The sequence below is a fragment of the Rhodococcus sp. BP-160 genome, assembly GCF_019836205.1.
Lineage (GTDB): Bacteria > Actinomycetota > Actinomycetes > Mycobacteriales > Mycobacteriaceae > Rhodococcoides.
On record NZ_JABUEK010000001.1, the window covers coordinates 21,169 to 46,162 of the forward strand.

Here is a 24,994-nt window from a genome sequence, read left to right on the forward strand (position 1 = left end):
CGCGACGGCCCGGTCAGGAGACCGCGACAGGCTTGCGCTTGCGGGTCCGCTTGACCGGGACCGGTGGGGTCGAGGCGGCGTCAAGAGACTCCTGCAGGAACTTGCCGGTGTAGCTCTCGGGCACGGCGGCGATCTGCTCGGGAGTGCCCTCGGCCACCATCGTTCCGCCGCCGGATCCGCCCTCGGGTCCCATGTCGATGACCCAGTCGGACGTCTTGATGACGTCCAGGTTGTGCTCGATGACGATGACGGTGTTGCCCTTGTCCACCAGACCGTTGATCACCAGCAACAGCTTGCGGATGTCCTCGAAGTGCAGACCCGTGGTCGGCTCGTCGAGGATGTACACCGTGCGTCCCATGGAGCGCTTCTGCAGCTCTGCGGCCAGCTTCACACGCTGCGCCTCGCCGCCGGACAGCGTGGTGGCCGGCTGCCCCAGACGGACATAGCCCAGGCCCACCTCGTTCAGCGTCTTGAGGTACCGGTGGATCGAGGTGATCGGTTCGAAGAAGTCGGCCGCCTCCTCGATGGGCATGTTCAGCACCTCGGCGATGGTCTTGCCCTTGTAGTGGACCTCGAGCGTCTCCCGGTTGTACCGGGCACCGTGGCACACCTCGCACGGCACGTATACGTCCGGCAGGAAGTTCATCTCGATCTTCAGGGTGCCGTCACCCGAGCACGCCTCGCACCGGCCGCCCTTCACGTTGAAGGAGAACCGACCCGGCTGGTAGCCGCGGATCTTGGCCTCGGTCGTCGCGGCGAACAGTGTCCTGATCTTGTCGAACACCCCGGTGTAGGTGGCCGCGTTGGACCGCGGCGTACGGCCGATGGGTGACTGGTCGACCCGGACCAGCTTGTCCAGCTGGTCGAGGCCGTTGACGCGGGTGTGCCGACCGGGTACCTGACGAGCGCCGTTGAGCTTGTTCGCCATCACCGTCGCCAGGATGTCGTTGACCAGCGTGGACTTGCCCGATCCCGACACCCCCGTCACGGAAGTGAGCACTCCCAGCGGGAAGCTGACGTCGATGTCCTGCAGGTTGTGCTCCCGGGCACCGATCACGGAGATCTTGCGCTTGGGATCGATCGGGCGACGTACCGCCGGGACATCGATGGCCGAGCGACCCGAGAGGTACGCCCCGGTGAGGCTCTCCGCGTTGGTGAGAAGCGTCTCGTAGGTTCCGCTGTGCACGACACGTCCGCCGCGCTCACCGGCGAGCGGGCCGATGTCGACGACCCAGTCGGACGTGCGAATGGTGTCCTCGTCATGCTCGACGACGATGAGCGTGTTGCCGAGGTTGCGCAGCCGCGTGAGCGTGTCGATGAGCCGGCGGTTGTCCCGCTGGTGGAGGCCGATGGACGGCTCGTCCAGCACGTACAGGACTCCGACGAGACCACTGCCGATCTGCGTCGCCAGGCGGATGCGCTGCGCCTCGCCGCCCGACAGCGTTCCTGCCGCGCGCGACAGCGTGAGGTACTCGAGTCCCACGTCCAGCAGGAAGCCGAGGCGGGCCTGGATCTCCTTGAGCACCTGGCCGGCGATGGCCTCCTCACGCGGACCGAGCGTCAGCGTGTTGAGGAAGTTCGAGCACTCCGAGATGGACAGTGCACACACGTCGGCGATGGACTTGTCCCCGAAATCGCCCGCGGCGATGGTCACGGACAGGATCTCGGGGCGCAGGCGGGCACCCTCGCACACCGGGCAGTCGACCTCCCGCATGTAGCCGTCGTAGCGCTCCTTCATCTGCTCCGACTCGGTCTGATCCATCCGACGGTGCAGGAAGGGCATGACGCCCTCGAACTCGGCGTAGTAGGACCGGGTGCGTCCGTACCGGTTCTTGTAGCGGACGTGCACCTGATGCTCGCTGCCCTCGAGGACGGCACGCTTCACCTTGGCCGGCAGCTTCCGCCACGGGGTGTCGATGTCGAAGCCCATGGCGTCGGCGAGCCCGGACAGCAGCCGGCCGAAGTACTCGGACGTCTGACCCATGGACCACGGCGCGATGGCGCCGTCCGCCAGGCTCAGATCGGGGTCCGGAACCACCAGTTCGGGGTCGACCTCCTTGCGGATGCCGAGTCCCGCACACTCGGGGCACGCGCCGTAGGGCGAGTTGAACGAGAACGCGCGGGGTTCGAGTTCGTCGACGGACAGCGGGTGCCCGTTGGGGCACGCCAGACGCTCGGAGAACCGGCGCTCACGGTCGGCGGCGTTCTCCTCGCGGTCGACGAAGTCGAGCACCAGGATGCCGTCGGCGAGGCGCAGCGCGGTCTCCACCGAGTCGGTGAGCCGCTGCTTGGACGACGCCTTGACGGTCAGGCGGTCGACCACCACCTCGATGTCGTGCTTGTCCTGCTTCTTCAGCTTGGGCGGATCGGTGAGCTGGTGCACGGTGCCGTCGACGCGGATACGCGAGTAACCCTGCGTGTTGAGCTGCTCGAAGAGATCGACGAACTCGCCCTTGCGGGTGCGCACGACGGGAGCGAGCACCTGGAAACGCAGGCCCTCCTCCATCGCGAGCACCTGGTCGACGATCTGCTGGGGCGACTGCTTGGCGATGCGCTCACCGCACTGCGGGCAGTGCGCCGTGCCGGCGCGTGCGTAGAGCAGGCGCAGGTAGTCGTAGACCTCGGTGATGGTGCCGACCGTGGACCGCGGGTTGCGGTTGGTCGACTTCTGATCGATCGAGACCGCGGGCGAGAGGCCCTCGATGAAGTCGACGTCCGGCTTGTCCATCTGGCCCAGGAACTGGCGCGCGTAGGCCGAGAGCGACTCGACGTACCGGCGCTGCCCCTCGGCGAAGATGGTGTCGAACGCCAGGCTCGACTTGCCCGACCCGGACAGACCGGTGAACACGATGAGACTGTCCCGGGGCAGATCGATGTCGACGCCCTTGAGATTGTGTTCGCGTGCGCCCTGCACTACCAGGCGATCCGCCACGGTTGTCCTCTCCTTCGTCACGGCCCACGGCCGTGCAACGTGCTGCATCGACTCTCTCGTCGACCGCGTGAACTGCCCACTCTTCGTCGGACATGTCGTGTTCGGACACGACAGGCTTCGACGACCATATGCCCGAGGTCCGACAGACTCGACCGGCCGACGGGCTCCGCGCCCGGCTCACGACCGGTCGTCGTGGGTAATCTCACGCTCATGACCGAGAATGCACCGACAATCTCCGACGACTACACCGGCGAGGTGTCCGTGGGGACGGGCTCGCAGCGCCGCACCCTGTCGCACGCCACGATCGTGAAGACCTCGGTGGGCCCGATGGACAACAACGCCTACCTCGTCGTCTGTTCCCGGACGGGCCGATCGCTGCTCGTCGACGCCGCGAACGACGCTCCGACGCTGCGCGCCGTCGTCGACCGCGTGGCACCCGAGGTCTCGCTGATCGTCACGACGCACCAGCACTTCGACCACTGGCAGGCACTCGAGGACGTCGCGTCGGCGACGGGCGCCCCGTCGGCGGCACATCCGCTCGATGCGGAACCGCTCCCCGTCGCCCCCACCCGCCTGCTCGACGACGGCGACTCCGTGCAGGTCGGCGACGTCACCCTCGACGTGATCCACCTCCGCGGCCACACTCCCGGGTCGATCGCGCTGGCGCTCACGGACCCCGAGAGCGGCGTCGTGCACCTGTTCACCGGCGACTCGCTCTTCCCCGGCGGCGTCGGCAAGACCGACGGAGAGGCGAACTTCGTGTCGCTGCTGGACGACGTGGAATCGCGGATCTTCGGTCGCTACGACGATCGAACGGTCGTCTACCCGGGCCACGGCAAGGACACGACGCTGGGCTCAGAACGTCCTCACCTTCACGAATGGCGGACCCGCGGCTGGTGATCCGTCACCACGATCCGGTGCCCCCCCGCCCCGCGATTCAATCGCCGGGGCGGGGGGTATGGATACAGTTCGAGAGCGTCACATGCATGTCATGGGCGTGAACAACCGCACTCGTGCAGCCAGAGCAGTCCCCCACACCACAGCCGCAACGCAGGAGGCTCAGTGATTGTCCGCCGGATCGCCCGACCGATGCTCGCATCCATCTTCATCGCAGGAGGCGTGGATGCGCTGCGCAACCCCGCCGGAAGGGCTCAGGCCGCGAAGCCTCTGATCGAGAAGAGCCAGGACGCCCTTCCCGACGAGGTGACGCAGAACGTTCCCTCCGACCCCGAGACGCTGGTCAAGATCAACGCCGCGGTGCAGATCGGCGGCGGATTCCTTCTCGCGACCGGTCGGGCGCCGCGCCTCGCGTCCACCGTGCTCGCGGGCAGCCTCGTCCCGACGACCCTCGCGGGTCACTCCTTCTGGAACGAGACGGACCCGCAGGCGAAGGCGCTGCAGCGCACCCAGTTCATCAAGAACGTCAGCCTCCTCGGCGGCCTGCTCATCGCCGCCGTCGACACCGAGGGCAAGCCGTCCGTCGCCTGGCGCGGTCGCAAGGCGGCCAAGTCGGCCAAGGTCGCCGTCGCCGGCGCCCTCCCGCTGGTGTCCTCCTCGGACAGCTCCGAGACACTCGCCCACGCCGGCGAGCGCGCCAAGGAGCTCGCGGGCGTCGCCGCCGAGCGCGCACAGCCGCTCGTCGAGATCGCCTCGCAGCGTGGCGCCGAGCTGGCGGACGTCGCCCAGGATCGCGGCGGCAAGCTCGCCGAGCTGGCGAAGGAGCGCAGTGCCAAGTGGGCCGATCTGGCCGCTGCACGCGCATCCGAGTTCGCCGACGTCGCCCAGGATCGCGGCAGCAAGTACGCCGAGATCGCCGCGTCCCGCGGTGCCGAGCTGGCCGAGAAGGCCAAGGCCGACGGCAGCGATCTGGCGGAGAAGTACGGCAAGAAGGCCCGCAAGCAGGCTAAGAAGTCCGGCAAGGACGCGCGCAAGCAGTTCGACGCAGCGCGCAAGGAGTACAAGAAGCAGTACAAGTCCACCAGCAAGGACGCGCAGAAGCAGTTGCAGGCCTCGCTCGAGGACGCCGAGAAGCGCGCCAAGGAGGCACGGGCCCGCGTCGAGGGCACGGTGCACCAGTACCTCTGATCTTTTCCCCGCAGCACACGGCCGGTGTTCCCGAGAGATCGGGGGCACCGGCCGTTGCCGTCGGGAGCCCGTAGACTTTTCTGGCGCTTCCGTGCGCCGCCGAGAGGTGCACGACCGCCCTCGTCACCCCGCCCCACTCGCGTACAGGAGACCATGTGCCGGATCAGGGCACCCCGACAGATCTGCACGACGCCGACCTCGATCAGGAACAACAGCGCGTCACCCTGCTCTACGACCGCCTCGACGCTCTGCGGACCTATGCACGGTCCCGGCTGAGCGCCGTCCTGCTCCAGACGGGCGGGACACCGCAGGCGCGCAGCGAACGCGAGTCCTACTCGGCTCTCTACAACGACGACATCGCGAAGTATGACTCGTCCGAGAACGGTCTGTGCTTCGGCCGGATCGACGTCGAGGACGACGCGCCGCGCTACATCGGCCGTGTCGGCATCCTCGACGAGGACGACGACTACCAGTCGTTGCTCTACGACTGGCGCGCCCCGCTGGCCCGCCCGTTCTATCTCGCCACGCCCGCCGCCCCCGAGGGCGTCGTACGCCGTCGCCACATCCGGACGCGCAGTCGTCGCGTCACCGGGGTGGCGGACGAGTACCTGGACCTCCGGACGGCGCAGGACGCCGGCGTCGCCACCGGATCGGACGGTGTCGCCGGTGAGAGTGCTCTGCTGTCCGCGCTCAACGCCGCACGCACGGGACAGATGAACGACATCGTCGAGACCATCCAGCGCGAGCAGGACGACATCATTCGGTCCACGCATCGCAGCGTCCTGGTGGTGCAGGGTGGTCCCGGCACCGGCAAGACGGCGGTGGCCCTGCATCGCGCCGCCTACCTGCTGTACACGTACCGCAAGCAGCTGGACAAGAGCGGCGTGCTGATCATCGGACCGAACAGCACCTTCCTCGACTACATCGGCCAGGTGCTGCCCTCCCTGGGCGAGACGGGGGTGCTGCTGTCGACCATCGGGGATCTGTACCCGGGTGTCGACGCGAGCCGCCAGGACTCCGCGCGCGCGGCGGAACTCAAGGGCTCCCTCGACATCGTCGACGTCCTGATCGCCGCCGTGCGCGACCGTCAGGAACTTCCGTCGGAGCCGGTGTCGGTCGACTTCGACACCTACACATTGCGGATCGACCGCAAGATGGTCACGCGCGCACGGGGACGAGCGCGGTCCTCGCGTCGACCCCACAACCTCGCTCGACCGATCTTCGTGTCCACCATGATCGATCTGCTCGCCGACCAGTTCGCCGCCATCGTGGGCGGTGACGTGCTCGACGGGTCGAATCTGCTGAGCCGTGACGACATAGCCGACATCCGCGACGAGATGCGGGAGAGCCCCGAACTCATGGGTGCGATCGGCGCACTGTGGCCGGAGCTGTCCGCCCAGGACGTTCTCGCCGGACTGCTGGCCTCGGCCGAACGGCTGCGGACGGCCGCACCGGGGTGGGACCCCGAGGACCGTGCCGCCCTCGAACGGTCGGACGACGGACGCTTCAGCGGTGCCGACGCTCCCCTGCTCGACGAGCTCGCCGAGCTCCTGGGTATCGACGACGCCGCGGAACGCGAACGGGAACAGCGTCGCTGGCGCGCCCAGATCGAGGACGCCCAGGGAGCTCTCGACATCCTGACCGGATCGGCACCGCAGGATCTCGAGGACGAACTCGATCCGGAGATCCTCATGGCGTACGACCTCATCGACGCCGACAGACTCGCCCAGCGTCAGGGGCACGGACGCCGGTTGACGGCGGCCGAACGCGCGGCCGGCGACCGCACGTGGACCTACGGCCACGTCATCGTCGACGAGGCGCAGGAACTCTCGCAGATGGCGTGGCGGATGGTCATGCGCCGCATACCCAATCGATGGATGACCCTCGTGGGCGACGTGGCCCAGACGGGCGACACGGCGGGTGCCTCGTCCTGGCAGGACGTCCTGGGCCCCTATGTGGCGCAACGGTGGAAGCTGACCGAACTCACCGTGAACTACCGCACCCCCGCGGCGATCATGGAGATCGCCCGGCGAGTTCTCTCGACGCTCGACCCGGCCGCATCGATCCCGCGGTCGGTGCGGGACAACGGTGAGACGCCGTGGGCGCATCGAGTCACGGAGGACGATCTGGTGTCGGCGGTCGAACGCCACGTCGCCGCGCATCCGCGCCCGGGGATGTCGGCGGTGCTGGCACCCGCGGACATCGCCGCGCGGCTCGCACACCTGGGGGCCGACGACGTCCGGGTGTGCACGGTGCGCGACGCGAAGGGACTCGAGTTCGACTCGGTGCTCATCGTGGAACCCGCACGGATCGTGGACGACTCGGCCCGCGGCCTGAACGATCTGTATGTCGCGCTCACGCGCGCGACACAACGGCTGGGAATCGTCCACACATCGCCGCTACCGGACGTGATGGGACCCATCGCCCCCGTGCTGCAGTGATGCCGTCACGGCACGAACGGATCGTGCCGTGACGGCATCCAGCGGTGGTTCGAGCGTCAGTGCGTGGTGTGCACGATCAACACGTCGCAGCGCGCCTTGCGAGCCGCATCGGACGGAACCGAGCCGAGCAGGCGGCCGGTGAGCGAGTTCAGTCCACGGTTTCCCACCACGAGCAGATCCGCCTTCACCTCGCCGACGAGCTCGAGCAGCGAGTCGACGGGGTTGCCCACCACGGGACGCTCCTCGATCGACGAGGCGCCGGCCGCCACCGCACGCTCCCGCGCGACACGCAGAATCTCCTGTGTCGGAGCGGATCCCGTGATCTGGTACGCGTCGTCCTTCAGTGCGTCCGCGTCCTGCGAGGACGCCTTCGAGTCCGCCGGGTAGTACGCACACGCGATGTAGAGCGTCGCGGCGGAATCGCCCGACAGCGCTGCCGCCTTCTCCACGGCCCGCAGTGACGAATCGGAGCCATCGGTTCCGACGACGACGTTGCGGTAAGCGCTCATACATTCCTCCAGTGGTCATGTCCCGACGATCATCGAGTGTCGATTCGAGACATTAGTCGCAGCGGCGACCGCCCGACGCGGCTTCCGGTCGAAAGCACGTGTCTCTCCCCTCGCATACATTGAAGTAATGCCACGACCCCGATTCCGGTTGCCCGGACGCGCCTCGACGCTCGGACGACCGGTGATCGTCGTCGTCGCGGTGCTCGTCGTCCTCGCCCTCGCCGTGGCGTCGTTCGCACTTCTGCGCGACTCGAACGGTTCCGCGTCGTCGGTGCGGACGGAGGACGCCGTCCGCACACTGCCGGAGAGTCCGGGCAGCAGTGCCACCGTCGACATCGACACGACGCTGTACCTGCCGGACACGGACGGGCCCGCGCCGGCGGTGTTGTTGGCCCACGGCTTCGGCGGCGACAAGAACTCGGTGGCCGCCCAGGCACGGGATCTCGCGTCGCGAGGGCTCGTCGTCCTCGCGTACAGCGCGCGCGGCTTCGGCCTCAGCACCGGCAGCATCGGCCTCAACGATCCCGATCGTGAGGTGGCCGACGCTCGCGGGCTGATCGACTACCTGGCCACTCGCCCCGAGGTGCAACTCGATTCCCCGGGTGACCCTCGGGTCGGCGTCGCCGGTGGTTCCTACGGCGGCGCGCTCGCGCTCATGGCGGCCGGAACCGATCCTCGCATCGACGCGGACGCCGCCTCGATCACGTGGAACGACCTGAACCAGTCCCTCTTTCCCAACTACTCGGTGGCCGAGCCGTCGTCGCAGGCACCGACACCCGCCGTGTCCGAGGGCAGCGACGCCGGCGTCCTGAAGCGCGGCTGGGCCGGCATCTTCTTCGGCGCCGGTGCGGCCCCCGCTCCCGGTGGAGCCGGCGACGCTCCGACATCGACCGCCCCCGCTGGAGCATGCGGCCGGTTCGCCCTCCAGGTGTGTCTCGCGTACGCGGAGTCCGCGGTGAGCGGACAACCGTCCGAGGCCACCAGCGAACTGCTGCGTGCGCGCTCACCCCGGTCGTTCGCCTCCTCGATCACCGCACCCACCCTGCTCGTGCAGGGTCAGCGCGACACCCTCTTCGGACTCGACCAGGCCGACGCCACCGCCCGGCAGATCGCGGCGGCCGGTGGCTCGGTCCAGGTGCGGTGGTTCGACGGCGGCCACGATGCCGGCGGGACCGACGCCACCGCGGACGGTGCGGTCGCGGACTTCCTGGTGCAGCATCTGATCGGGGACGGTACCGACTCCGCGCGCGCCGACTCGGCGTTCACCTACGCGTTGGCGGGCGATCCGACCGACCAGGGCGATCGGGCTCGCGAGCTCACCGCCGCCGCGTATCCGGGGCTCTCGGACGCCACTCCGACCGAACGCCAGGACTTCCCGCTCACCTCGGCCACCGGCAACGACACTCAGACCGTCGTCCGGCCGCCCGGTGGGTCCCCGGCTGCTCTCACGTCTCTGCCCGGGGTCGGCTCCGCCTCGGTCCTCGGCGGCGCCGCGGCCGGGCTCGGCGGGGCCGCGAGCGCACTCCTGACGGGCGACATCCCGGGACAGACCGCGTCGTTCGTCACGGAGCCGCTCGACTCGTCGTACACGATCGTCGGCACGTCGTCGGTGTCCGTCACCGTCGGTCCGACCACCTCACCGAGCGGCACCGTGCTCTTCGCCAAGCTGTACGACGTGTCCGACGACGGTCGACGCACTCTGCCCAACGGCCTGGTGTCCGCGGTGCGGGTCCCCCCGTCCGACCAGCCCTCCACGGTGAGCGTCACGTTGCCGGGCATGGCATACCAGGTCGCCGCCGGGAATCGCGTCGAGGTGGCGTTCTCCACCACCGACCAGGCCTACGCCGTCCCGCTCGAGCCCGCGGCGGTGTCGGTCACACTCTCCGACGCCACGCTCGCGCTGCCCGAGGTACCCGCCGAGAACGCGGAGTCGACGTTCCCGTGGGTCCCCGTCGTGGGCATCGCGGGGCTCGCCGTGCTGGTCGCCGCCCTCGTCGCTCTCGCATCGTTCATCTCCCGGCGTCGCACCGTCGCCGAGGTGGACGAGTCGCTGGTGGACGTCCCGCTGGTGATCACCGATCTCGCGAAGAGCTACTCCAACGGCTTCCGCGCGGTGGACGGCGTGTCGTTCCGCGTCGGCGCGGGGCAGGTGCTCGGGCTCCTCGGCCCCAACGGCGCCGGCAAGACCACCACGCTGCGCATGCTGATGGGCCTCATCACGCCCTCCAGCGGCGAGATCCGGGTCTTCGGGCACCTGGTCTCTCCGGGGGCGCCGGTCCTGTCCCGACTCGGTTCCTTCGTCGAGGGGTCCGGATTCCTTCCCCATCTCTCGGGGATGGAGAACCTGGACCTGTACTGGAAGGCGACCGGCCGACCGGCGGAGGACGCCCATCTCGAGGAGGCACTCGAGATCGCCGACCTCGGCACGGCGATCCACCGCAAGGTCCGGTCGTACAGCCAGGGCATGCGGCAACGGCTCGCCATCGCGCAGGCGATGCTCGGACTCCCGGACCTCATGGTCCTGGACGAACCCACCAACGGGCTCGACCCGCCCCAGATCCGCACCATGCGCGACGTCCTCATCCGCTACGCGCAGACGGGCCGCACGGTCCTGGTCAGCAGCCACCTGCTGGCGGAGGTCGAGCAGACCTGCACGCACGTCGTCGTCATGAACAAGGGCGTCGTCATCAGCTCCGGGACGGTCGACGATCTGATCGGCGCGAGCGGTCCGCTGGAGTTCCGTGTCGATCGGCCCGCCGATGCCGTCTCGGTGCTGCGAGGCATCGACGGCATGGGCGAGGTCGTCGAGGCGGAACCCGAGGGCGCGATCAAGGCGCAGCTCGGAGTGCTCGATCCCGCGATGGTGGTGCGGACGTTGGTGGGCGCCGATATCGGCGTCTCCTCCGCGTCGCGATCGACACGACTCGAGGACGTCTTCCTCGACCTCGTGCACGACGACACCGACCGACTCCGTCATGCGGCGGACGCATCCTCGGGGAACGGAACGACCACATGAGCGCCGACAGTCGACCGACGACCACCACCGCGGCACATCCGGACGGCCGGGTCGCGGGGTACACCCCCGCGGGCACGCTGTCGCTACGGACCGAGCTGACGCGGCAGTTCACGCGGCGGAGAACCCAGTTGTCCCTGGGCTTCCTCGCGTTGCTGCCGGTCATCATGGCCATCGCGTTCACGGTGGGCGGGTCGGACTCCGACACCGCCAGCGGGAGCCTCATCGACCTGGGCACGCAGAGCGGGGTGAACTTCCTCGTCTTCGCCCTGTTCGTGTCGGTGGGATTCCTGCTGATCGTGGTGGTGGCGCTGTTCTTCGGCGACGCGATCGCCAGCGAGGCATCGTGGTCGAGTCTGCGCTACCTGCTCGCGGTTCCTGTTCCGCGAGGTCGGCTGCTGCGACAGAAGGCCCTGGTGTCGGCGATCCTGTCGCTCGCCGCGCTGCTCACGCTCGTGGGGGTGTCGCTGATCCTGGGCAGCGTGCTGTACGGACTGGGGTCGCTGGTGTCACCCTTCGGCGATGCCCTGTCGTTCGGGCTGTCGATCGGGCGGCTCGCGATCGGCGTCGTCTTCATCGCGATCAATCTGACGTGGGTGGCCGGGCTGGCACTCGCCCTGTCGGTGTCCACCGACGCGCCCCTGGGCGCGGTCGGCGGCACGGTGATGGTGTCCATCGTGGCCCAGATCCTCGATCAGATCACGGCACTGGGATCACTGCGCAACCTGTTGCCCGGCCACTACTCGACGTCGTGGACGGGCGTGCTGTCACCGACGCTGTCGTGGAACGACCTGCTCGACGGCGCCTTCTCCTCGCTCGCGTACGCCACGATCTTCGGCATCATCGCCTGGCGACGATTCGCGACGAAGGACATCACGAGCTGACGACGAGGCCCGGCACCGTGTCCGTCGGTGCCGGGCCTTCTCGTGTGCGAGGACGGGTCAGGACAGGCCCGCGGCGTCCATCCCGCGCAGCTCCTTCTTGAGGTCCTGGATCTCGTCGCGCAGACGGCCTGCCAGCTCGAACTGAAGTTCGCGCGCCGCGTTCATCATCTGATCGGTGAGCTGCTTGACCAGGTCTGCCAGCTCGGCGCGCGGCATGGTCGAGACGTCGCGCCCCTCCACGACACCGCTGCTGCCGGCTCGTCCCGCCTCGCCGGGCGCCCGCCGGCCACGGCTCGCGTTGCGGCCCGATCCACCGATGTCCACGGTGGCCTCGGTGTCCTCCGCCTCCTCGTACACCTGGTCGAGGATGTCGGCGATCTTCTTCCGCAGCGGCTGCGGATCCACGCCCATCTTCTCGTTGTAGGCGATCTGCTTGGCGCGACGACGCTCGGTCTCCTCCATGGCGTACTGCATCGAGTCGGTGATCTTGTCGGCGTACATGTGCACCTGGCCGGACACGTTTCGGGCCGCACGGCCGATGGTCTGCACCAGGCTGGTCCCGCTGCGCAGGAAGCCCTCCTTGTCGGCGTCCAGGATCGCGACGAGGGAGACCTCCGGGAGGTCCAGACCCTCACGGAGCAGGTTGATGCCGATGAGCACGTCGTACTCGCCGAGCCGGAGCTGACGCAGCAGCTCGACGCGTCGGAGAGTGTCGATGTCGGAGTGCAGGTAGCGCACCCGGATACCGAGCTCGAGCAGGTAGTCGGTCAGATCCTCCGCCATCTTCTTGGTCAGCGTGGTGACCAGGATGCGCTCGTCCTTCTCGGTGCGCTGGCGGATCTCGTGCACGAGGTCGTCGATCTGGCCCTTGGTGGGCTTGACGACGATCTCGGGGTCGACCAGGCCGGTCGGGCGGATGACCTGCTCGACGACCTCACCGCCGCTCTGTCCCAGCTCGTACTTGCCGGGGGTGGCCGACAGGTACACCGTCTGCCCGATGCGCTGCGTGAACTCCTCCCACGTCAGGGGGCGATTGTCTGTGGCCGACGGCAGCCGGAAGCCGAACTCCACGAGGTTGCGCTTGCGCGACATGTCCCCCTCGTACATGGCACCGATCTGGGGCACCGTCACGTGGGACTCGTCGATGACGAGCAGGAAGTCGTCCGGGAAGTAGTCGATGAGTGTGGCCGGCGCCGTCCCGGCAGGTCGCCCGTCGATGTGGCGCGAGTAGTTCTCGATGCCGGAGCAGAAGCCGACCTGCTTGATCATCTCGAGGTCGTACTGCGTACGCATGCGCAACCGCTGGGCCTCGAGCAGCTTGCCCTTGCCCTCCAGATCGGCGAGCCGCTCCTCGAGCTCGGCCTCGATGTCCCGCACCGCACGCTCCATGCGCTCGGGCCCGGCGACGTAGTGGGTCGCCGGGAAAATGCGCACGCTGTCGACCTGGCGCACCACGTCGCCGGTGAGCGGATGGAGGAAGTACAGCGCCTCGATCTCGTCGCCGAAGAACTCGATCCGGACGGCGAGTTCCTCGTAGGACGGGATGATCTCGACGGTGTCGCCGCGCACACGGAACGATCCGCGGGTGAACGCCATGTCGTTGCGGGTGTATTGCACGTCGACCAGCAGCCGGAGGAACTTGTCGCGCGGGACCTCCTGCCCCACCTCGAGATGCACCGAGCGGTCCACGTAGGACTGCGGCGTGCCGAGACCGTAGATGCACGACACCGAGGCGACCACCACGACGTCGCGACGGGACAGCAGGTTTGCCGTCGCCGAGTGACGGAGCCGCTCGACGTCGTCGTTGACCGACGAGTCCTTCTCGATGTAGGTGTCGGTCTGCGCGATGTACGCCTCGGGCTGGTAGTAGTCGTAGTACGAGACGAAGTACTCGACGGAGTTGTTGGGCAACATCTCTCGCAGTTCGTTGGCCAACTGCGCAGCCAACGTCTTGTTGGGCGCCATGAGCAACGTGGGCCGTTGCACCTGCTCGATCAACCACGCGGTGGTGGCCGACTTTCCGGTGCCGGTGGCGCCCAGGAGCACGATGTCCTTCTCGCCCGCCTGGACCCGCTTGGTCAGCTCCGCGATGGCCGTCGGCTGATCGCCCGCAGGGCTGTACTCGCTGACCACCTCGAAGGGACGATCGCTGCGCTCGATGTCGCCCACGGGACGGAACTCGGAGTGCGCCAGGACGGGTTGTTCAGCTGCAAAAGCCATACCACCAGAGTAGGCCCGACCACCGACACAGTCGCCGTTCGGCGGGTCACACGACCCGGCCGCGGGTACACCGACCGTCGCTGTCGGACCTGCGCGTCACAATGGGCCCATGCTGCTCGCACGCGTCGTCGAGACCTCGGCCACGGTGGCCGCCACCCGGTCCCGCAAGGCCAAGGTCGTGGCGCTCGCCGCGCTGCTGTCCGAGTGCGCTCCCGAGGAGGTCGCCCTGGTGACGCTCTACGCGTCCGGCACTCTGCGTCAACGCCGTACCGGCCTGGGGTGGCGCAGCGTCGCCACTCTTCCCCCGGCCGCCGACGCACCGACGCTGACGGTCGCCGCCGTCGACGCGGCGTTCGACGCCGTCTCGACGATGGCGGGTCCGGGATCGCAGGCAGCACGCGCGGCGGCGGTGTCCGCTCTGTTCGGCAGCGCCACCGACACGGAACAGATCTGGCTGCGCGGCGTGGTCACCGGTGAGGTCCGCCAGGGTGCGCTCGACGCGCTGGTCCAGGAAGCCGTGGCGGCCGCGGCCGACGTCCCGCTCCCCGAGGTGCGCCGGGCCGCGATGCTGTCGGGATCCACGGTGACGGCCGCGACGGCCGCGTTCACCGGCGGGTCTGCGGCACTCGCGGAGCTGGGACTGACCGTGGGCAGAGCAGTGCTCCCCATGTTGGCCTCCAGCGCCCCCACCGTGGCCGAGGGTGTGGCGAAGGCGGCCGGTGGCGCCGCCGGCGCCGTGGCGCTCGACACCAAGCTGGACGGCATCCGTGTGCAGGTCCACCGTCGCGGTGGAGACGTCTCGATCAGCACCCGCAGTCTCGACGACATCACCGCACGCCTGCCCGAGGTCGTCGAGTTCGTGCGCGCCCTGCCGCTCACCTCCGTGGTGCTCGACGGCGAGGCACTGGCCCTGGACGAACAGGGACGTCCGCGGGCCTTCCAGGAGACGGCGTCCCGCACGGCGCAGTCGACCGGTGTGACCGTGACGCCTTTCTTCTTCGACATCCTCCACCTGGACGGTGAGGACCTGCTGGACCGTGCGCTGCACGAGCGGCTGGCCGTTCTCGACGCTCTGATCCCGGAGGGCAACAGGGTGCCGCGGCTGGTGACGGCCGACCTCGAGGCCGCGGACTCGTTCGCGGCCTCGGCGGTCGCGTCCGGTCACGAGGGTGTGGTCGTCAAGAACCTCGATGCGCCGTACGACGCGGGACGGCGCGGCGCCGCCTGGGTCAAGGTGAAGCCGGTGCACACGCTCGACCTGGTGGTGCTCGCAGTCGAGTGGGGATCCGGTCGCCGGTCCGGTCTGCTGTCCAACATCCACCTGGGCGCAGTGGATCCTGCCGGCGGGTTCGTGATGCTGGGCAAGACCTTCAAGGGCATGACCGACGAGATGCTCGCCTGGCAGACGGAGCGGTTCCTGGCTCTCGAGACGGGACGGACCTCGCACGTGGTGCACGTGCGGCCCGAGCAGGTCGTCGAGATCGCGGTCGACGGACTGCAGCGTTCCTCGCGCTATCCGGGCGGCATCGCACTCCGATTCGCGCGCGTGGTCCGCTACCGCGACGACAAGGTGGCTGCGGACGCCGACACGCTCGACGGCGTGCGCAGCATGTTCGCGCCGCCCGCTCCGTGACGGTGCGCGGTACGGTGCGGAACATGACGGGTCTGGCACACGTGCACCCACCGAAAATCGAGGTGTTCGACGTCGCGGGACGCACCAACACCGATCCGAAAGGTGTCGTCCGCCCGGTCGACGTGTACGAGACGACCGACTGGGGGCTCTACATGGCCCGTCCGTCGGACCATCCGTCCTTCGACTACCTGGAGTCGTGGATCGTCCCCAGCCTGGGTATCCGCGCGTCGATCTTCCACTACCTGCCCACGCATGTCCGCGACCAGAATCACTACGTCGACATCGGCGAGTTCGTCCGCGACGGGGACGTGTGGCACTCGGTCGACCACTACCTCGACATCGTCGTCCGTACCGGCCGCGACGCCGAGCTCCTGGACGTCGACGAGTTGCTCGTCGCGCACAGCACCGGGTTGCTCGACGCGCGGACGACGGAGGCCGCCATCCGTCGGGCGTCCGACGCCGTGGACGGAATCGCGGCGGCGAACCACGACGTCGACGGATGGCTCGCCGCTCTCGGCATGACGACCCACTGGGCGGATCGCTGAGGAGCGATCAGTCGGCTTTCCACCCCGTCCGAGCCGCCCACTCCACGACCTCGGGATACACAGTGTCGAAGTACGGCGCCTTCTCCCCCACGTACGCCTCGATGGCGTCCACGTACTCGCCGTGTTCCGCGGCTCGTGAGGCAGCACGGGTCTTCACGTCGAGGTACGCCTCCCGAGCGGCGGGGTCGGCGCGAAGCCGGTCTCGGAACATGAGCGCGAAGACCTGTCCGGGGTACCCGTCGACCCGGAGGTGGATGTTCACCGGTCTGCCCGGGTCGGCTGCGCCGTGCAGACGCTTCTCCCACAGTGCAGGATCGGCTTCCCCCGGCACCGCCGACGGCTTCGGGTCGTCGGCCGTGATGTGTTCGATGCGCGGAAAGGTGGCCGCCGTCAACGGATCGCGCAGTGCGTCCGCGGTGGCGAGATCCGCCACCGTCACCTGGATGTCGAGGACGTCTTTCGCCGGGAAGTCGGGAACCGCGGTGGATCCGATGTGGTCGATCCGTAGCGCTCGGTCGCCGCAGGCGAGGCGCACACGATCGATCACGCGCTGTGCCTCGGCCGGCCACATCGGGTCGGCCGGCACCACGCGGGGGGCGGTCCGGGCCACGGTCTCCGAGCGGAGGTTGGCCGCGAAGAGCTCGAGACGATCGGCCCACAGTTCACGGACGGTGGCCTCCAACGCCTCCGGTGTCCCGGAGTTGTCGAGCCACACGTCGGCGGCGGCGCGGCGCTGCTCGTCCGTCGCCTGGGCTGCGATGCGGGCGCGGGCGTCGTCCTCGTTCAGCCCACGCGACGCCACCAGCCGTCGCACCCTCTCCTCCGCCTCGACGTGGACGACCACGACGAGGTGAAAGGCTGCGGCGGTGCGAGATTCGACGAGCAACGGGATGTCGTGCACCAGGACGCAGTCCGGCGGAGCGCTGTTCACGAGCTCGGTCGTGCGCTGCCCGATCAAGGGGTGCAGGATGCCGTTCAGGGCGAGGCGGGATTCCTCGTCCCCGAAGGCCTTGGCCGCCAACGCCGGTCGATTCAGGCTGCCGTCGTCAGCCAGGATGTCCCCGCCGAAGCGCTCGACGAGAGCGGCCAGCCCGGGCGTGCCCGGCTCCACGACCTCGCGCGCGATCTTGTCGGCGTCCACCACCACGGCGCCGAGGTCGGCGAGGGTGCGTGACACCGTCGACTTCCCCGCGCCCATTCCACCGGTCAATCCGATTCTCAACACGCACCCAGTGTGGCCGAGTCCGGCGCGCAGCGCATCAACACGCCGCGAATCACCAGTCTCAAATGCACCATGTTTCCCAACCTGTCGGTTATCTTCGAGGCGCACAACAGGCTTTCGTATTTTCTCCGGAAGGCTCCGCGAGACGGTACTCGACAGGTAAAGGACGGGCATGAACACCATTGCGGGAGAGGGAGTCGGTCGGATGCAGTCCGGACGGCACCGCCTGGGCATGTCCGACGGCGTCCACTGCATCCTGATCCCTCAGGTCGCCGATGCGCTGGCGGAACATCGCCGCAACTGGTTCACCTCGCTCATCAGCCCTGCCCGCCACAGCTTCGCGTCCATGCGCAAGCGCGGCGTGCAGATGGGCACCGGCTGGAATGCAGCCGCAGCGAGCTGACCCACCGCACCACCGACCACACGAGAGAAGGCCCGATCCTGCGCGGATCGGGCCTTCTCTCGTGTGTGGAGCCGGTCGGGTGCCGGTGCCACGAACGGGAGAAGCCCCGAACCTGTGCGGTTCGGGGCTTCTCTCGTTCAGCGGTCGATCAGCGGATCATGCTCCGCCGGGTCGGCGAATCAGGCTCCGCCGGACAGCTTCTCGCGCAGAGCGGCGAGCTGAGCGTCACTGGCGAGCGATCCGCCGGTGGACTCGGGAGCTGCTGCCGCCGGTGCACCCTGTGCGGACGGGGTACCGGTCTCCGAGGAGTAGCCGGCCGCTGCGTTGGCAGCTTCCTGCGCCTCGTCGGCTGCGGTCTTCTCCATCTGCGCGGTGTGCATCTTGTGGCGACGCTCCGCCTCGGCGTAGCGGCCTTCCCACTCCTCGCGCTGCTTGTCGAAGCCCTCGAGCCATTCGTTGGTCTCGGGATCGAAGCCCTCGGGGAAGACGTAGTTGCCCTGCTCGTCGTACGAGTCGGCCATGCCGTACTTGGACGGATCGAACTCGGCGCTGTAGTCCTCGTTGGCCTGCTTCAGCGACAGCGAGATGCGGCGACGCTCGAGGTCGATGTCGATGACCTTGACGAGCGCGTCGTCGCCCACGGTGACGACCTGGTCCGGGACCTCCACGTGGCGCTCGGCCAGCTCGGAGATGTGGACCAGGCCCTCGATGCCCTCTTCGACGCGCACGAACGCACCGAAGGGAACCAGCTTGGTGACCTTGCCCGGGACGATCTGACCGATCGCGTGGGTACGGGCGAACTGACGCCACGGGTCTTCCTGCGTCGCCTTGAGCGACAGGGAGACACGTTCGCGGTCCAGGTCGACGTCGAGAACCTCGACCGTGACCTCGGTGCCGACCTCGACGACCTCGGACGGGTGGTCGATGTGCTTCCAGGACAGCTCGGACACGTGGACCAGGCCGTCGACTCCGCCGAGATCGACGAACGCGCCGAAGTTGACGATGGAGGACACGACGCCCTTGCGGACCTGGCCCTTCTGGAGCTGGTGCAGGAACTCGCTGCGCACCTCGGACTGCGTCTGCTCGAGCCATGCACGGCGCGAGAGGACGACGTTGTTGCGGTTCTTGTCGAGCTCGATGATCTTGGCCTCGATCTCCTTGCCGACGTACGGCTGGAGATCGCGGACACGACGCATCTCGACGAGCGACGCGGGAAGGAAGCCACGGAGACCGATGTCGAGGATGAGTCCACCCTTGACGACCTCGATGACGGTGCCCTTGACGGCCTCGTCCTTCTCCTTGAGCTCCTCGATGGTGCCCCAGGCGCGCTCGTACTGTGCGCGCTTCTTCGACAGGATCAGACGACCCTCTTTGTCCTCCTTGGTGAGGACGAGAGCTTCGACCTCATCGCCCACGGAGACGACCTCGTTGGGGTCGACGTCGTGCTTGATGGAGAGCTCGCGAGAGGGGATGACGCCTTCGGTCTTGTAACCGATGTCGAGCAGGACCTCGTCACGGTCGACCTTGACGATCGTGCCCTCGACGATGTCGCCATCGTTGAAGTACTTGATCGTCGCGTCGATCGCGGCGAGAAAATCCTCGGCGGAGCCGATGTCGTTGACGGCTACCTGCGGCGAGGTGACGGTGGATGAGGCCATGTGGTGAGTTGCTCCGGACGGGTTGGGGTCGGTGGATGGATGTTCGGTCGGACAGACTCGTTCTTCCTGCGGACAGGACACGCGTGCTGCCGTATCTTGAGCGCTGGGAGACGAGACACGACGCAGTCCCCCCGGACACGCCACGGACCCTCGCCGACGAGCGGGAGTCCGACCACGTGCACGCGAAGACAGACATTCGCGTATCGAAGACTACTCGGTGCCCCGCGCACCGAGCAAACCCGGTTACCGTGTTGCGCGTGTCCACAGAAACCCCCGGCGATCTCGGTGTTCCGGCACGTCCGACCGGGTCCACGCCCGGCCACGCTCCCGCTGCCGACGCGGCCCCCGCGGAGCCGCTGCCCGGTCGCCGCCGCGTCGACTCCCGATCCTCCGAGCGGGCGTCCCGGTCTTGGTGGGACCAGGATTCCGACGAGTACCACCGCACCCACGGCGACTTCCTCGGCGTGACGAGCGAGGCCGGCGAGTTCGTGTGGTGCCCCGAGGGTCTGCACGAGGGCGACGTGCACCTGCTCGGTGACGTCGAGGGGCGCGACGTGCTCGAGATCGGATGCGGATCCGCGCCCTGCTCGCGCTGGTTGGCCAGTCACGGTGCCCGCGCGACGGGCCTCGACATCTCGGCCGGAATGCTGGCGCACGGCGCTGCGGCGATCGCGGCCCGCGAGGCATCGTCCCCCGGCAGTGCGTCACCCGCACTGATCCAGGCCTCCGCGGAGAACCTGCCGTTCGCCGACGCGTCCTTCGACGTGGTGTGCTCGGCCTTCGGCGCGATCCCGTTCGTCGCCGACTCCGCCGGAGTCATGCGTGAGGTCCGGCGCGTGTTGCGCCCCGGCGGACGGTGGGTGTTCTCGGTCAACCACCCGATGCGGTGGATCTTCCCGGACGATCCGGGCCCGGCCGGGCTGACCGCCACCATCCCCTACTTCGACCGCACGCCGTACGCCGAGTTCGATCCCGACGGCACCGCCACCTACGTCGAGCACCATCGCACGGTGGGCGACCGCGTTCGCGAGATCGTCGCCGCCGGGCTGACTCTGGTCGACATCGTCGAACCCGACTGGCCGGAGTGGCTCGATCGCGAGTGGGGTCAGTGGTCGCCGTTGCGTGGAGAGCTCTTCCCCGGCACCGCGATCTTCTGCTGCACCGCCTGACCTGTCAGAGACCACGCACCACGTGGGCGTCGACCGTCTCGAGGAACTCGCTCGTGGACGCGAGTCCCCCGATGTCCGCGGTACCGACTCCCGAGGCGATCGTCGCCTCGACCGCCGCGCGGATCCGCTCACCCACACGTGCGTGATCGGCGGGCCCGGGTCCCGCCGCGAGGTGCTCGAGCATCGCGGCCACCGACAGCAGCAGCGCCGTCGGGTTGGCGCGGTTGCGGCCCGCGATGTCGGGGGCCGCGCCGTGGGCGGCCTGAGCCATCACCTTGGTGTCCGAGGCGTTGATCGACGGTGCCGTCCCGAGCGACCCGGCCAACTCGCCGGTGAGGTCGGACAAAATGTCTCCGAACATGTTCTCGGCCACCAGGACGTCGAAGGTCTCCCCCGACCGCACGAGCTTCGCCGTGAGGGCGTCGATGTGCTCGTGGTCCACCTCGACGTCCGGGTGCCGCTCGGCCACCTCCATGCACACGTCCTTGAACAGCCCCGTCGTCAATCGCAACACGTTCGTCTTGTGCACCACGGTCACGTGACGCCGACGAGTCTCCGCGAGGGCGAACGCCTGCTCGGCGATGCGTTCGCACGCTCGACGGGTGAACACCGCCACGGCCAGGGCGACGTCGGGAGTGGGCATGAACTCCCCGGATCCGACGGCCATGTTGCGGTCGGCGTAGAAGCCCTCGGTGTTCTCCCGGACGACGACCAGGTCCATGTCCGGACTCGTCGCCCGCACGCCCGGCAACGCGCGTGCCGGTCGGATGTTCGCGTACAGATCGAACTCCTTGCGGATGCGACCACCCGGCGTCAGCTGCCCCCGCGTCTCCTCGGGGTAGGACGCGCTGTCGTGCGGTCCGAGGATCCAGGCGTCCAACTCTGCCAACGCGCTCAGGGTGCGCAGCGGTACCGCGTCGCCGAACTCGTCGAGTGCCGCACGACCGAAGGGCAGCTCCACCCACTCGACGGGCGTGGCACCCAGGGCCTGCACGGCCGCATCGACTATCTGTACGGTCCCGGGCACGATCTCGGTGCCGATGCCGTCGCCGTGCAGGACACCGATTCGGTGCGGTGCGCGGCGCGAACCGGCACCGGAGTCGTCGGACTGTGAGGCCCCGGGATGCGCTGCACTCGTCATGGCCGCCATCATTACCCATCATGGTGCAGTCGGTGGAACTCCTCCTGGACGAGCGCAGCGACGATGCGATCCGGCGCGAGTGGAACTACCTCGCCGAGCTGGGCCTGCCGAGTCAAGCTCGGCACGCGGGGGCGTCCAACCGTCCGCACGTCACCATCGCGGTCGCGTCGAGGATCGACGACGTCGCCGAGCGCCGGCTCGCCGCTCTGATCGCCGACGGACGAGACGCCGGGTCGTGGCGGTTCCCCGAGTCGGTACGCCTCGGCGGACTGGTGGTCTTCGGCGGATCGCGGGCGGTCCTGGCCCGCTCCGTCGTGCCGACCGCGGCTCTCCTGGATCTGCACGCGCGGGTGTACGAGGCGCTCGCCGACTCGCCCGGCATTCCCCCGCATCTCGAACCCGGGCACTGGACTCCGCACGTCACCCTGGCGATGCGCGCGCGTCCCGAGGACATCGGTTCCGCGGCATCGCATCTCGTGACCGATCTTCAGGACGTCGACGCCGAGGTGTCGGCCGTCCGTCGCTGGGACGGCGACGCGAGAGCCGACTGGCTCATCGGGTGACAGGCGGCGCGGCCACCGAGGCGGCTCGGCGCCTCGTCGTGACCACCACCCCGACGATGATGAGCGCGGTACCGAGCACCGCGTTCGCGGTGACCGACTCGTCGAGCACGAGGGCGCCGAGCGCGATGCCGACGACGGGACTGAGGTACGTCACGGTCGACGCGGCGGACGGTCCCCATCCCGTCACGACGTTGGTGTTCCACAGGAAGGCCAGCCCGGTGCCGGCACAGCCGAGCGCGAGCATCGACGCGACGACGGGCACGTCGAGACGCACCGCGTCGCTCGCCACCACGGGTGCCGCGACCAGCATCATCATCGCGGCGAGACCGATCTGCATCGTCGCCACCGCCAACGACGGCACACCCAGCGGGATGACGAACCGACGCAGGTACACCAGCGCGACACCGTAGGACGCGGTGGCGCCGAGGCACGCCAGCTGCGCACGCGGGCTACCACTCAGACCGCTCTCCCACGGCGCGAACACCACGACGATGCCGGCGAAGCCGATCAGGAGGCCCGCGGCGCGCAGCAGAGTCGGCCGTTCGGCGGGAAGAACGGCGAAGGCCAGCACCGTCGTCATGAGCGGCGTGGTCGCGTTGACGATGGATGCCGTCGCCGAGTCGATCTCCTGCTCCGCCCACGCGAACAGCAGCCACGGGAGGATGCACTGCACCACCGCGAGGAACGTCGAGTGGAGCCACACGACTCCTCGCCGCGGGAGTCGAACATGCATGGGACGCAACAGGATGAACAGTGTGGCCGCACCGAGGACGAGTCGCGCCAGCACCACCTGGACGAAGCTCAGCCCCTCGAGGCCCACCTTCATGAACAGGAAGCTCGCGCCCCACACCGCTGCGGTGGCCAGGAACTGCAGTACGAGCACGATCAGAAACGGTAGTCGCCGTGGCGGGTCACCTCGGCATGGGTGTCGGGTGTCCGATCCGCGAGTGCGAGGGCGGCGAGGACAGTGAGGAGGAGCAGGACTGTCGCGAGAACGAGGAAGAAGGTCATGCGAGAAATACTCCGTCGCAGCGGATTCCACCAACAGTGGCAGTAATGACATATTTCGTCGTTTTCCTGCCATACTGGGCGACATGCTGACGAAGGTGGTCGTCCCGCTCCTGCCGTTGACCGAGGCGTTCGAACTGGGTGTCGCGTGCGAGGTCTTCGGATTCGACCGGTCGGACGACGGACTGCCGGTCTACGACTTCTCGCTGATCGCGGCCGTCCCCGACCCGATCCGCACTCGGTTCGGCTACTCCATCGACGTCCCGTACGACCTCGATCGACTCGACGACGCGGATCTGATCATCATGTCCGCGGGTGGTACCGCGACGGCGCCGGACGGCACGTTCGCCTGCGGCACCGGTGACGGCCACGACCTCGAGCCGCTGGCCGAGAAGTTGCGCGCTGCCGTGGCGAGAGGCGCGCGCGTCGCGAGCCTGTGCACCGGCGCCTTCGTTCTCGGCGAGGCGGGACTGCTGGACGGACGTCGGTGCACGACCCACTGGCGCCATGCGGCGCGCCTGGCCGAGCGCTTTCCCGGCGCCACGGTCGACTCGAACGTGCTCTACGTCCAGGACGGCAACGTCTACACCAGCGCGGGAACCGCTGCCGGCATCGACCTGTGCCTGCACATCGTGCGGTCCACACAGGGCGCCGCGGTGGCCAACGGCATCGCACGACGCATGGTGGTGCCCCCGCACCGTGACGGCGGCCAGGCCCAGTACGTCGCGGTGCCCGTCCCCACCTGCGACTCGGACACCCTCGCCCCGCTCATCGACTGGATCGCCGAGAACCTGCGCGAGGACCTCACCGTGGACGTCCTGGCAGCACGCGTCTCGATGTCGCCCCGCACCTTCGCTCGCCGATTCCAGGCGGAGACGGGCACGACCCCGGCACGCTGGATCAGCGATCAGCGCGTTCTCGAGGCGCAGCGACTCCTCGAGTCCAGTGACCTGTCGGTGGACGCCGTCGCGGACACCGTGGGATTCGGTTCCGCGGCGGTGTTGCGCCAGCACTTCCTGCGGCTACGCCGCACCACACCGCAGTCCTACCGGCGCACCTTCCGGGCGGCGCCCGTCTCGGTCTGATCGAATTCGGGAATGACGGCGCGGGTCCGCCTGTTGACGGTGAACAGAACACCATGCCGGAGCCCACACGAGGTGGGTCGGCACTCACGACGAAAGGATCCTCGTGGCAACGCAGACCCTCACCCAGCAGAACTTCGACGAGACCGTCACCGGTAACGACGTCGTTCTGGTCGACTTCTGGGCCGACTGGTGCGGACCGTGCAAGCAGTTCGCCCCGACGTTCGAGAAGTCCTCGGAGCAGCACCCCGACGTCGTGTTCGGCAAGGTCGACACCGAGGCGGAGCAGGGACTCGCCGCCGCCGCGAACATCCGCTCGATCCCCACGCTCATGGCGTTCCGCGAGGGCGTCCTCGTCTTCGCGCAACCCGGCGCACTTCCGCAGGCGGCGCTCGAGGACCTGGTCGGCCAGATCAAGGGCCTGGACATGGACGACGTCCGCAAGCAGATCGCGGAGCAGCAGGCCGCGGCCGAGTGACCACCGCG

At 68.6% G+C, this 24,994-nt stretch carries 20 protein-coding genes; 12 read left to right on the forward strand and 8 right to left on the reverse strand.

Annotation, left to right across the window (positions count from 1 at the left end):
- Positions 1-13: 13 nt before the first annotated feature.
- Positions 14-2,932: an excinuclease ABC subunit UvrA gene (gene uvrA, locus HQ306_RS00100; protein ID WP_222627015.1), complete on the reverse strand. Its 2,919-nt coding sequence runs from the start codon at positions 2,930-2,932 to the stop codon at positions 14-16.
- Positions 2,933-3,142: 210 nt separating this feature from the next.
- Between uvrA and HQ306_RS00105 the strand changes: the two genes are divergently transcribed.
- The 3 genes from HQ306_RS00105 to HQ306_RS00115 all read left to right on the forward strand — a co-directional run bounded on the left by HQ306_RS00105 (position 3,143) and on the right by HQ306_RS00115 (position 7,458).
- Positions 3,143-3,832 (forward strand): MBL fold metallo-hydrolase, encoded by a 690-nt coding sequence (locus tag HQ306_RS00105; protein ID WP_222627017.1) that lies wholly within the window; start codon positions 3,143-3,145, stop codon positions 3,830-3,832.
- Positions 3,833-3,994: 162 nt separating this feature from the next.
- Positions 3,995-5,017 (forward strand): DoxX family protein, encoded by a 1,023-nt coding sequence (locus HQ306_RS00110; RefSeq protein WP_222627019.1) that lies wholly within the window; start codon positions 3,995-3,997, stop codon positions 5,015-5,017.
- 155 nt (positions 5,018-5,172) lie between these two features.
- Positions 5,173-7,458, forward strand: coding sequence for an ATP-binding domain-containing protein (locus tag HQ306_RS00115; protein ID WP_222627021.1), 2,286 nt, complete (start codon positions 5,173-5,175; stop codon positions 7,456-7,458).
- 56 nt (positions 7,459-7,514) lie between these two features.
- Here HQ306_RS00115 and HQ306_RS00120 read toward each other — a convergent pair whose 3' ends face one another.
- Positions 7,515-7,967 carry a universal stress protein gene (locus HQ306_RS00120; protein ID WP_027506754.1) on the reverse strand — a complete coding sequence of 151 codons (453 nt, stop codon included), beginning with the start codon at positions 7,965-7,967 and terminating at the stop codon, positions 7,515-7,517.
- Between the two features lie 127 nt (positions 7,968-8,094).
- Between HQ306_RS00120 and HQ306_RS00125 the strand changes: the two genes are divergently transcribed.
- Together HQ306_RS00125 and HQ306_RS00130 are read left to right on the forward strand one after the other, a co-directional pair.
- A complete protein-coding gene (locus HQ306_RS00125) occupies positions 8,095-10,983 on the forward strand; it encodes an alpha/beta fold hydrolase (RefSeq protein WP_222627023.1) in 2,889 nt (962 codons plus the stop codon).
- Entirely contained in the window at positions 10,980-11,864 is an 885-nt protein-coding gene (locus tag HQ306_RS00130; RefSeq protein WP_027506755.1) for an ABC transporter permease, read from the forward strand. Before HQ306_RS00125 ends, HQ306_RS00130 begins: the two co-directional genes overlap by 4 nt.
- 57 nt (positions 11,865-11,921) lie before the next feature.
- Here the strand turns inward: HQ306_RS00130 and uvrB are convergent, their stop codons facing one another.
- Complete coding sequence (gene uvrB / locus HQ306_RS00135; protein ID WP_027506756.1) at positions 11,922-14,084, reverse strand: excinuclease ABC subunit UvrB; 2,163 nt, start codon at positions 14,082-14,084, stop codon at positions 11,922-11,924.
- 109 nt (positions 14,085-14,193) lie between these two features.
- Here uvrB and HQ306_RS00140 point away from each other — a divergent pair, with 109 nt between their 5' ends.
- Together HQ306_RS00140 and HQ306_RS00145 are read left to right on the forward strand one after the other, a co-directional pair.
- Complete coding sequence (locus HQ306_RS00140; protein WP_222627025.1) at positions 14,194-15,717, forward strand: ATP-dependent DNA ligase; 1,524 nt, start codon at positions 14,194-14,196, stop codon at positions 15,715-15,717.
- A gap of 23 nt (positions 15,718-15,740) precedes the next feature.
- Complete coding sequence (locus HQ306_RS00145) at positions 15,741-16,262, forward strand: DUF402 domain-containing protein (protein ID WP_222627027.1); 522 nt, start codon at positions 15,741-15,743, stop codon at positions 16,260-16,262.
- A gap of 7 nt (positions 16,263-16,269) precedes the next feature.
- On the opposite strand, the gene coaE is transcribed toward HQ306_RS00145, so the two are convergent.
- A complete protein-coding gene (coaE, locus tag HQ306_RS00150) occupies positions 16,270-17,487 on the reverse strand; it encodes a dephospho-CoA kinase (protein ID WP_222627028.1) in 1,218 nt (405 codons plus the stop codon).
- A 169-nt stretch (positions 17,488-17,656) separates the two neighbouring features.
- On the opposite strand from coaE, the gene HQ306_RS00155 reads away from it, so the two are divergent.
- Positions 17,657-17,887 (forward strand): hypothetical protein, encoded by a 231-nt coding sequence (locus HQ306_RS00155; RefSeq protein WP_374197719.1) that lies wholly within the window; start codon positions 17,657-17,659, stop codon positions 17,885-17,887.
- A gap of 179 nt (positions 17,888-18,066) precedes the next feature.
- On the opposite strand, the gene rpsA is transcribed toward HQ306_RS00155, so the two are convergent.
- Complete coding sequence (gene rpsA, locus HQ306_RS00160; protein ID WP_027506761.1) at positions 18,067-19,545, reverse strand: 30S ribosomal protein S1; 1,479 nt, start codon at positions 19,543-19,545, stop codon at positions 18,067-18,069.
- Between the two features lie 356 nt (positions 19,546-19,901).
- On the opposite strand from rpsA, the gene HQ306_RS00165 reads away from it, so the two are divergent.
- Positions 19,902-20,714, forward strand: a complete 813-nt coding sequence (locus tag HQ306_RS00165) for a class I SAM-dependent methyltransferase (protein ID WP_037186791.1) — start codon at positions 19,902-19,904, stop codon at positions 20,712-20,714.
- A 4-nt stretch (positions 20,715-20,718) separates the two neighbouring features.
- Here the strand turns inward: HQ306_RS00165 and HQ306_RS00170 are convergent, their stop codons facing one another.
- On the reverse strand, positions 20,719-21,855 hold the full coding sequence (locus HQ306_RS00170; protein WP_222627030.1) for an isocitrate/isopropylmalate dehydrogenase family protein: 1,137 nt from the start codon (positions 21,853-21,855) through the stop codon (positions 20,719-20,721).
- 20 nt (positions 21,856-21,875) lie between these two features.
- Between HQ306_RS00170 and HQ306_RS00175 the strand changes: the two genes are divergently transcribed.
- The gene (locus HQ306_RS00175; RefSeq protein ID WP_027506763.1) at positions 21,876-22,418 is read left to right on the forward strand and encodes a 2'-5' RNA ligase family protein; all 543 of its coding nucleotides are present in this window, start codon (positions 21,876-21,878) and stop codon (positions 22,416-22,418) included.
- Here HQ306_RS00175 and HQ306_RS00180 read toward each other — a convergent pair.
- Both HQ306_RS00180 and HQ306_RS21955 read right to left on the reverse strand, forming a co-directional pair.
- A complete protein-coding gene (locus HQ306_RS00180) occupies positions 22,408-23,301 on the reverse strand; it encodes a DMT family transporter (RefSeq protein WP_308115501.1) in 894 nt (297 codons plus the stop codon). The genes HQ306_RS00175 and HQ306_RS00180 overlap by 11 nt on opposite strands.
- Positions 23,302-23,303: 2 nt before the next feature.
- A complete protein-coding gene (locus HQ306_RS21955; protein WP_261769712.1) occupies positions 23,304-23,429 on the reverse strand; it encodes a hypothetical protein in 126 nt (41 codons plus the stop codon).
- 83 nt (positions 23,430-23,512) lie between these two features.
- On the opposite strand from HQ306_RS21955, the gene HQ306_RS00185 reads away from it, so the two are divergent.
- Both HQ306_RS00185 and trxA read left to right on the forward strand, forming a co-directional pair.
- On the forward strand, positions 23,513-24,511 hold the full coding sequence (locus tag HQ306_RS00185; RefSeq protein ID WP_027506765.1) for a GlxA family transcriptional regulator: 999 nt from the start codon (positions 23,513-23,515) through the stop codon (positions 24,509-24,511).
- Positions 24,512-24,614: 103 nt separating this feature from the next.
- Positions 24,615-24,986 carry a thioredoxin gene (trxA, locus tag HQ306_RS00190; protein ID WP_027506766.1) on the forward strand — a complete coding sequence of 124 codons (372 nt, stop codon included), beginning with the start codon at positions 24,615-24,617 and terminating at the stop codon, positions 24,984-24,986.
- Positions 24,987-24,994 lie beyond the last annotated feature (8 nt).

Excerpts from the sequence above, each read along its gene's own strand:
- HQ306_RS00105 (WP_222627017.1), top strand. The coding sequence starts at position 3,143 with ATGACCGAGAATGCACCGACAATCTCCGACGACTACACCGGCGAGGTG.
- HQ306_RS00120 (WP_027506754.1), bottom strand. The coding sequence starts at position 7,967 with ATGAGCGCTTACCGCAACGTCGTCGTCGGAACCGATGGCTCCGATTCG.
- HQ306_RS00125 (WP_222627023.1), top strand. The coding sequence starts at position 8,095 with ATGCCACGACCCCGATTCCGGTTGCCCGGACGCGCCTCGACGCTCGGA.
- HQ306_RS00130 (WP_027506755.1), top strand. The coding sequence starts at position 10,980 with ATGAGCGCCGACAGTCGACCGACGACCACCACCGCGGCACATCCGGAC.
- uvrB (WP_027506756.1), bottom strand. The coding sequence starts at position 14,084 with ATGGCTTTTGCAGCTGAACAACCCGTCCTGGCGCACTCCGAGTTCCGT.
- HQ306_RS00140 (WP_222627025.1), top strand. The coding sequence starts at position 14,194 with ATGCTGCTCGCACGCGTCGTCGAGACCTCGGCCACGGTGGCCGCCACC.
- HQ306_RS00145 (WP_222627027.1), top strand. The coding sequence starts at position 15,741 with ATGACGGGTCTGGCACACGTGCACCCACCGAAAATCGAGGTGTTCGAC.
- HQ306_RS00155 (WP_374197719.1), top strand. The coding sequence starts at position 17,657 with ATGAACACCATTGCGGGAGAGGGAGTCGGTCGGATGCAGTCCGGACGG.
- rpsA (WP_027506761.1), bottom strand. The coding sequence starts at position 19,545 with ATGGCCTCATCCACCGTCACCTCGCCGCAGGTAGCCGTCAACGACATC.
- HQ306_RS00170 (WP_222627030.1), bottom strand. The coding sequence starts at position 21,855 with ATGACGAGTGCAGCGCATCCCGGGGCCTCACAGTCCGACGACTCCGGT.
- HQ306_RS00175 (WP_027506763.1), top strand. The coding sequence starts at position 21,876 with ATGGTGCAGTCGGTGGAACTCCTCCTGGACGAGCGCAGCGACGATGCG.
- HQ306_RS21955 (WP_261769712.1), bottom strand. The coding sequence starts at position 23,429 with ATGACCTTCTTCCTCGTTCTCGCGACAGTCCTGCTCCTCCTCACTGTC.
- HQ306_RS00185 (WP_027506765.1), top strand. The coding sequence starts at position 23,513 with ATGCTGACGAAGGTGGTCGTCCCGCTCCTGCCGTTGACCGAGGCGTTC.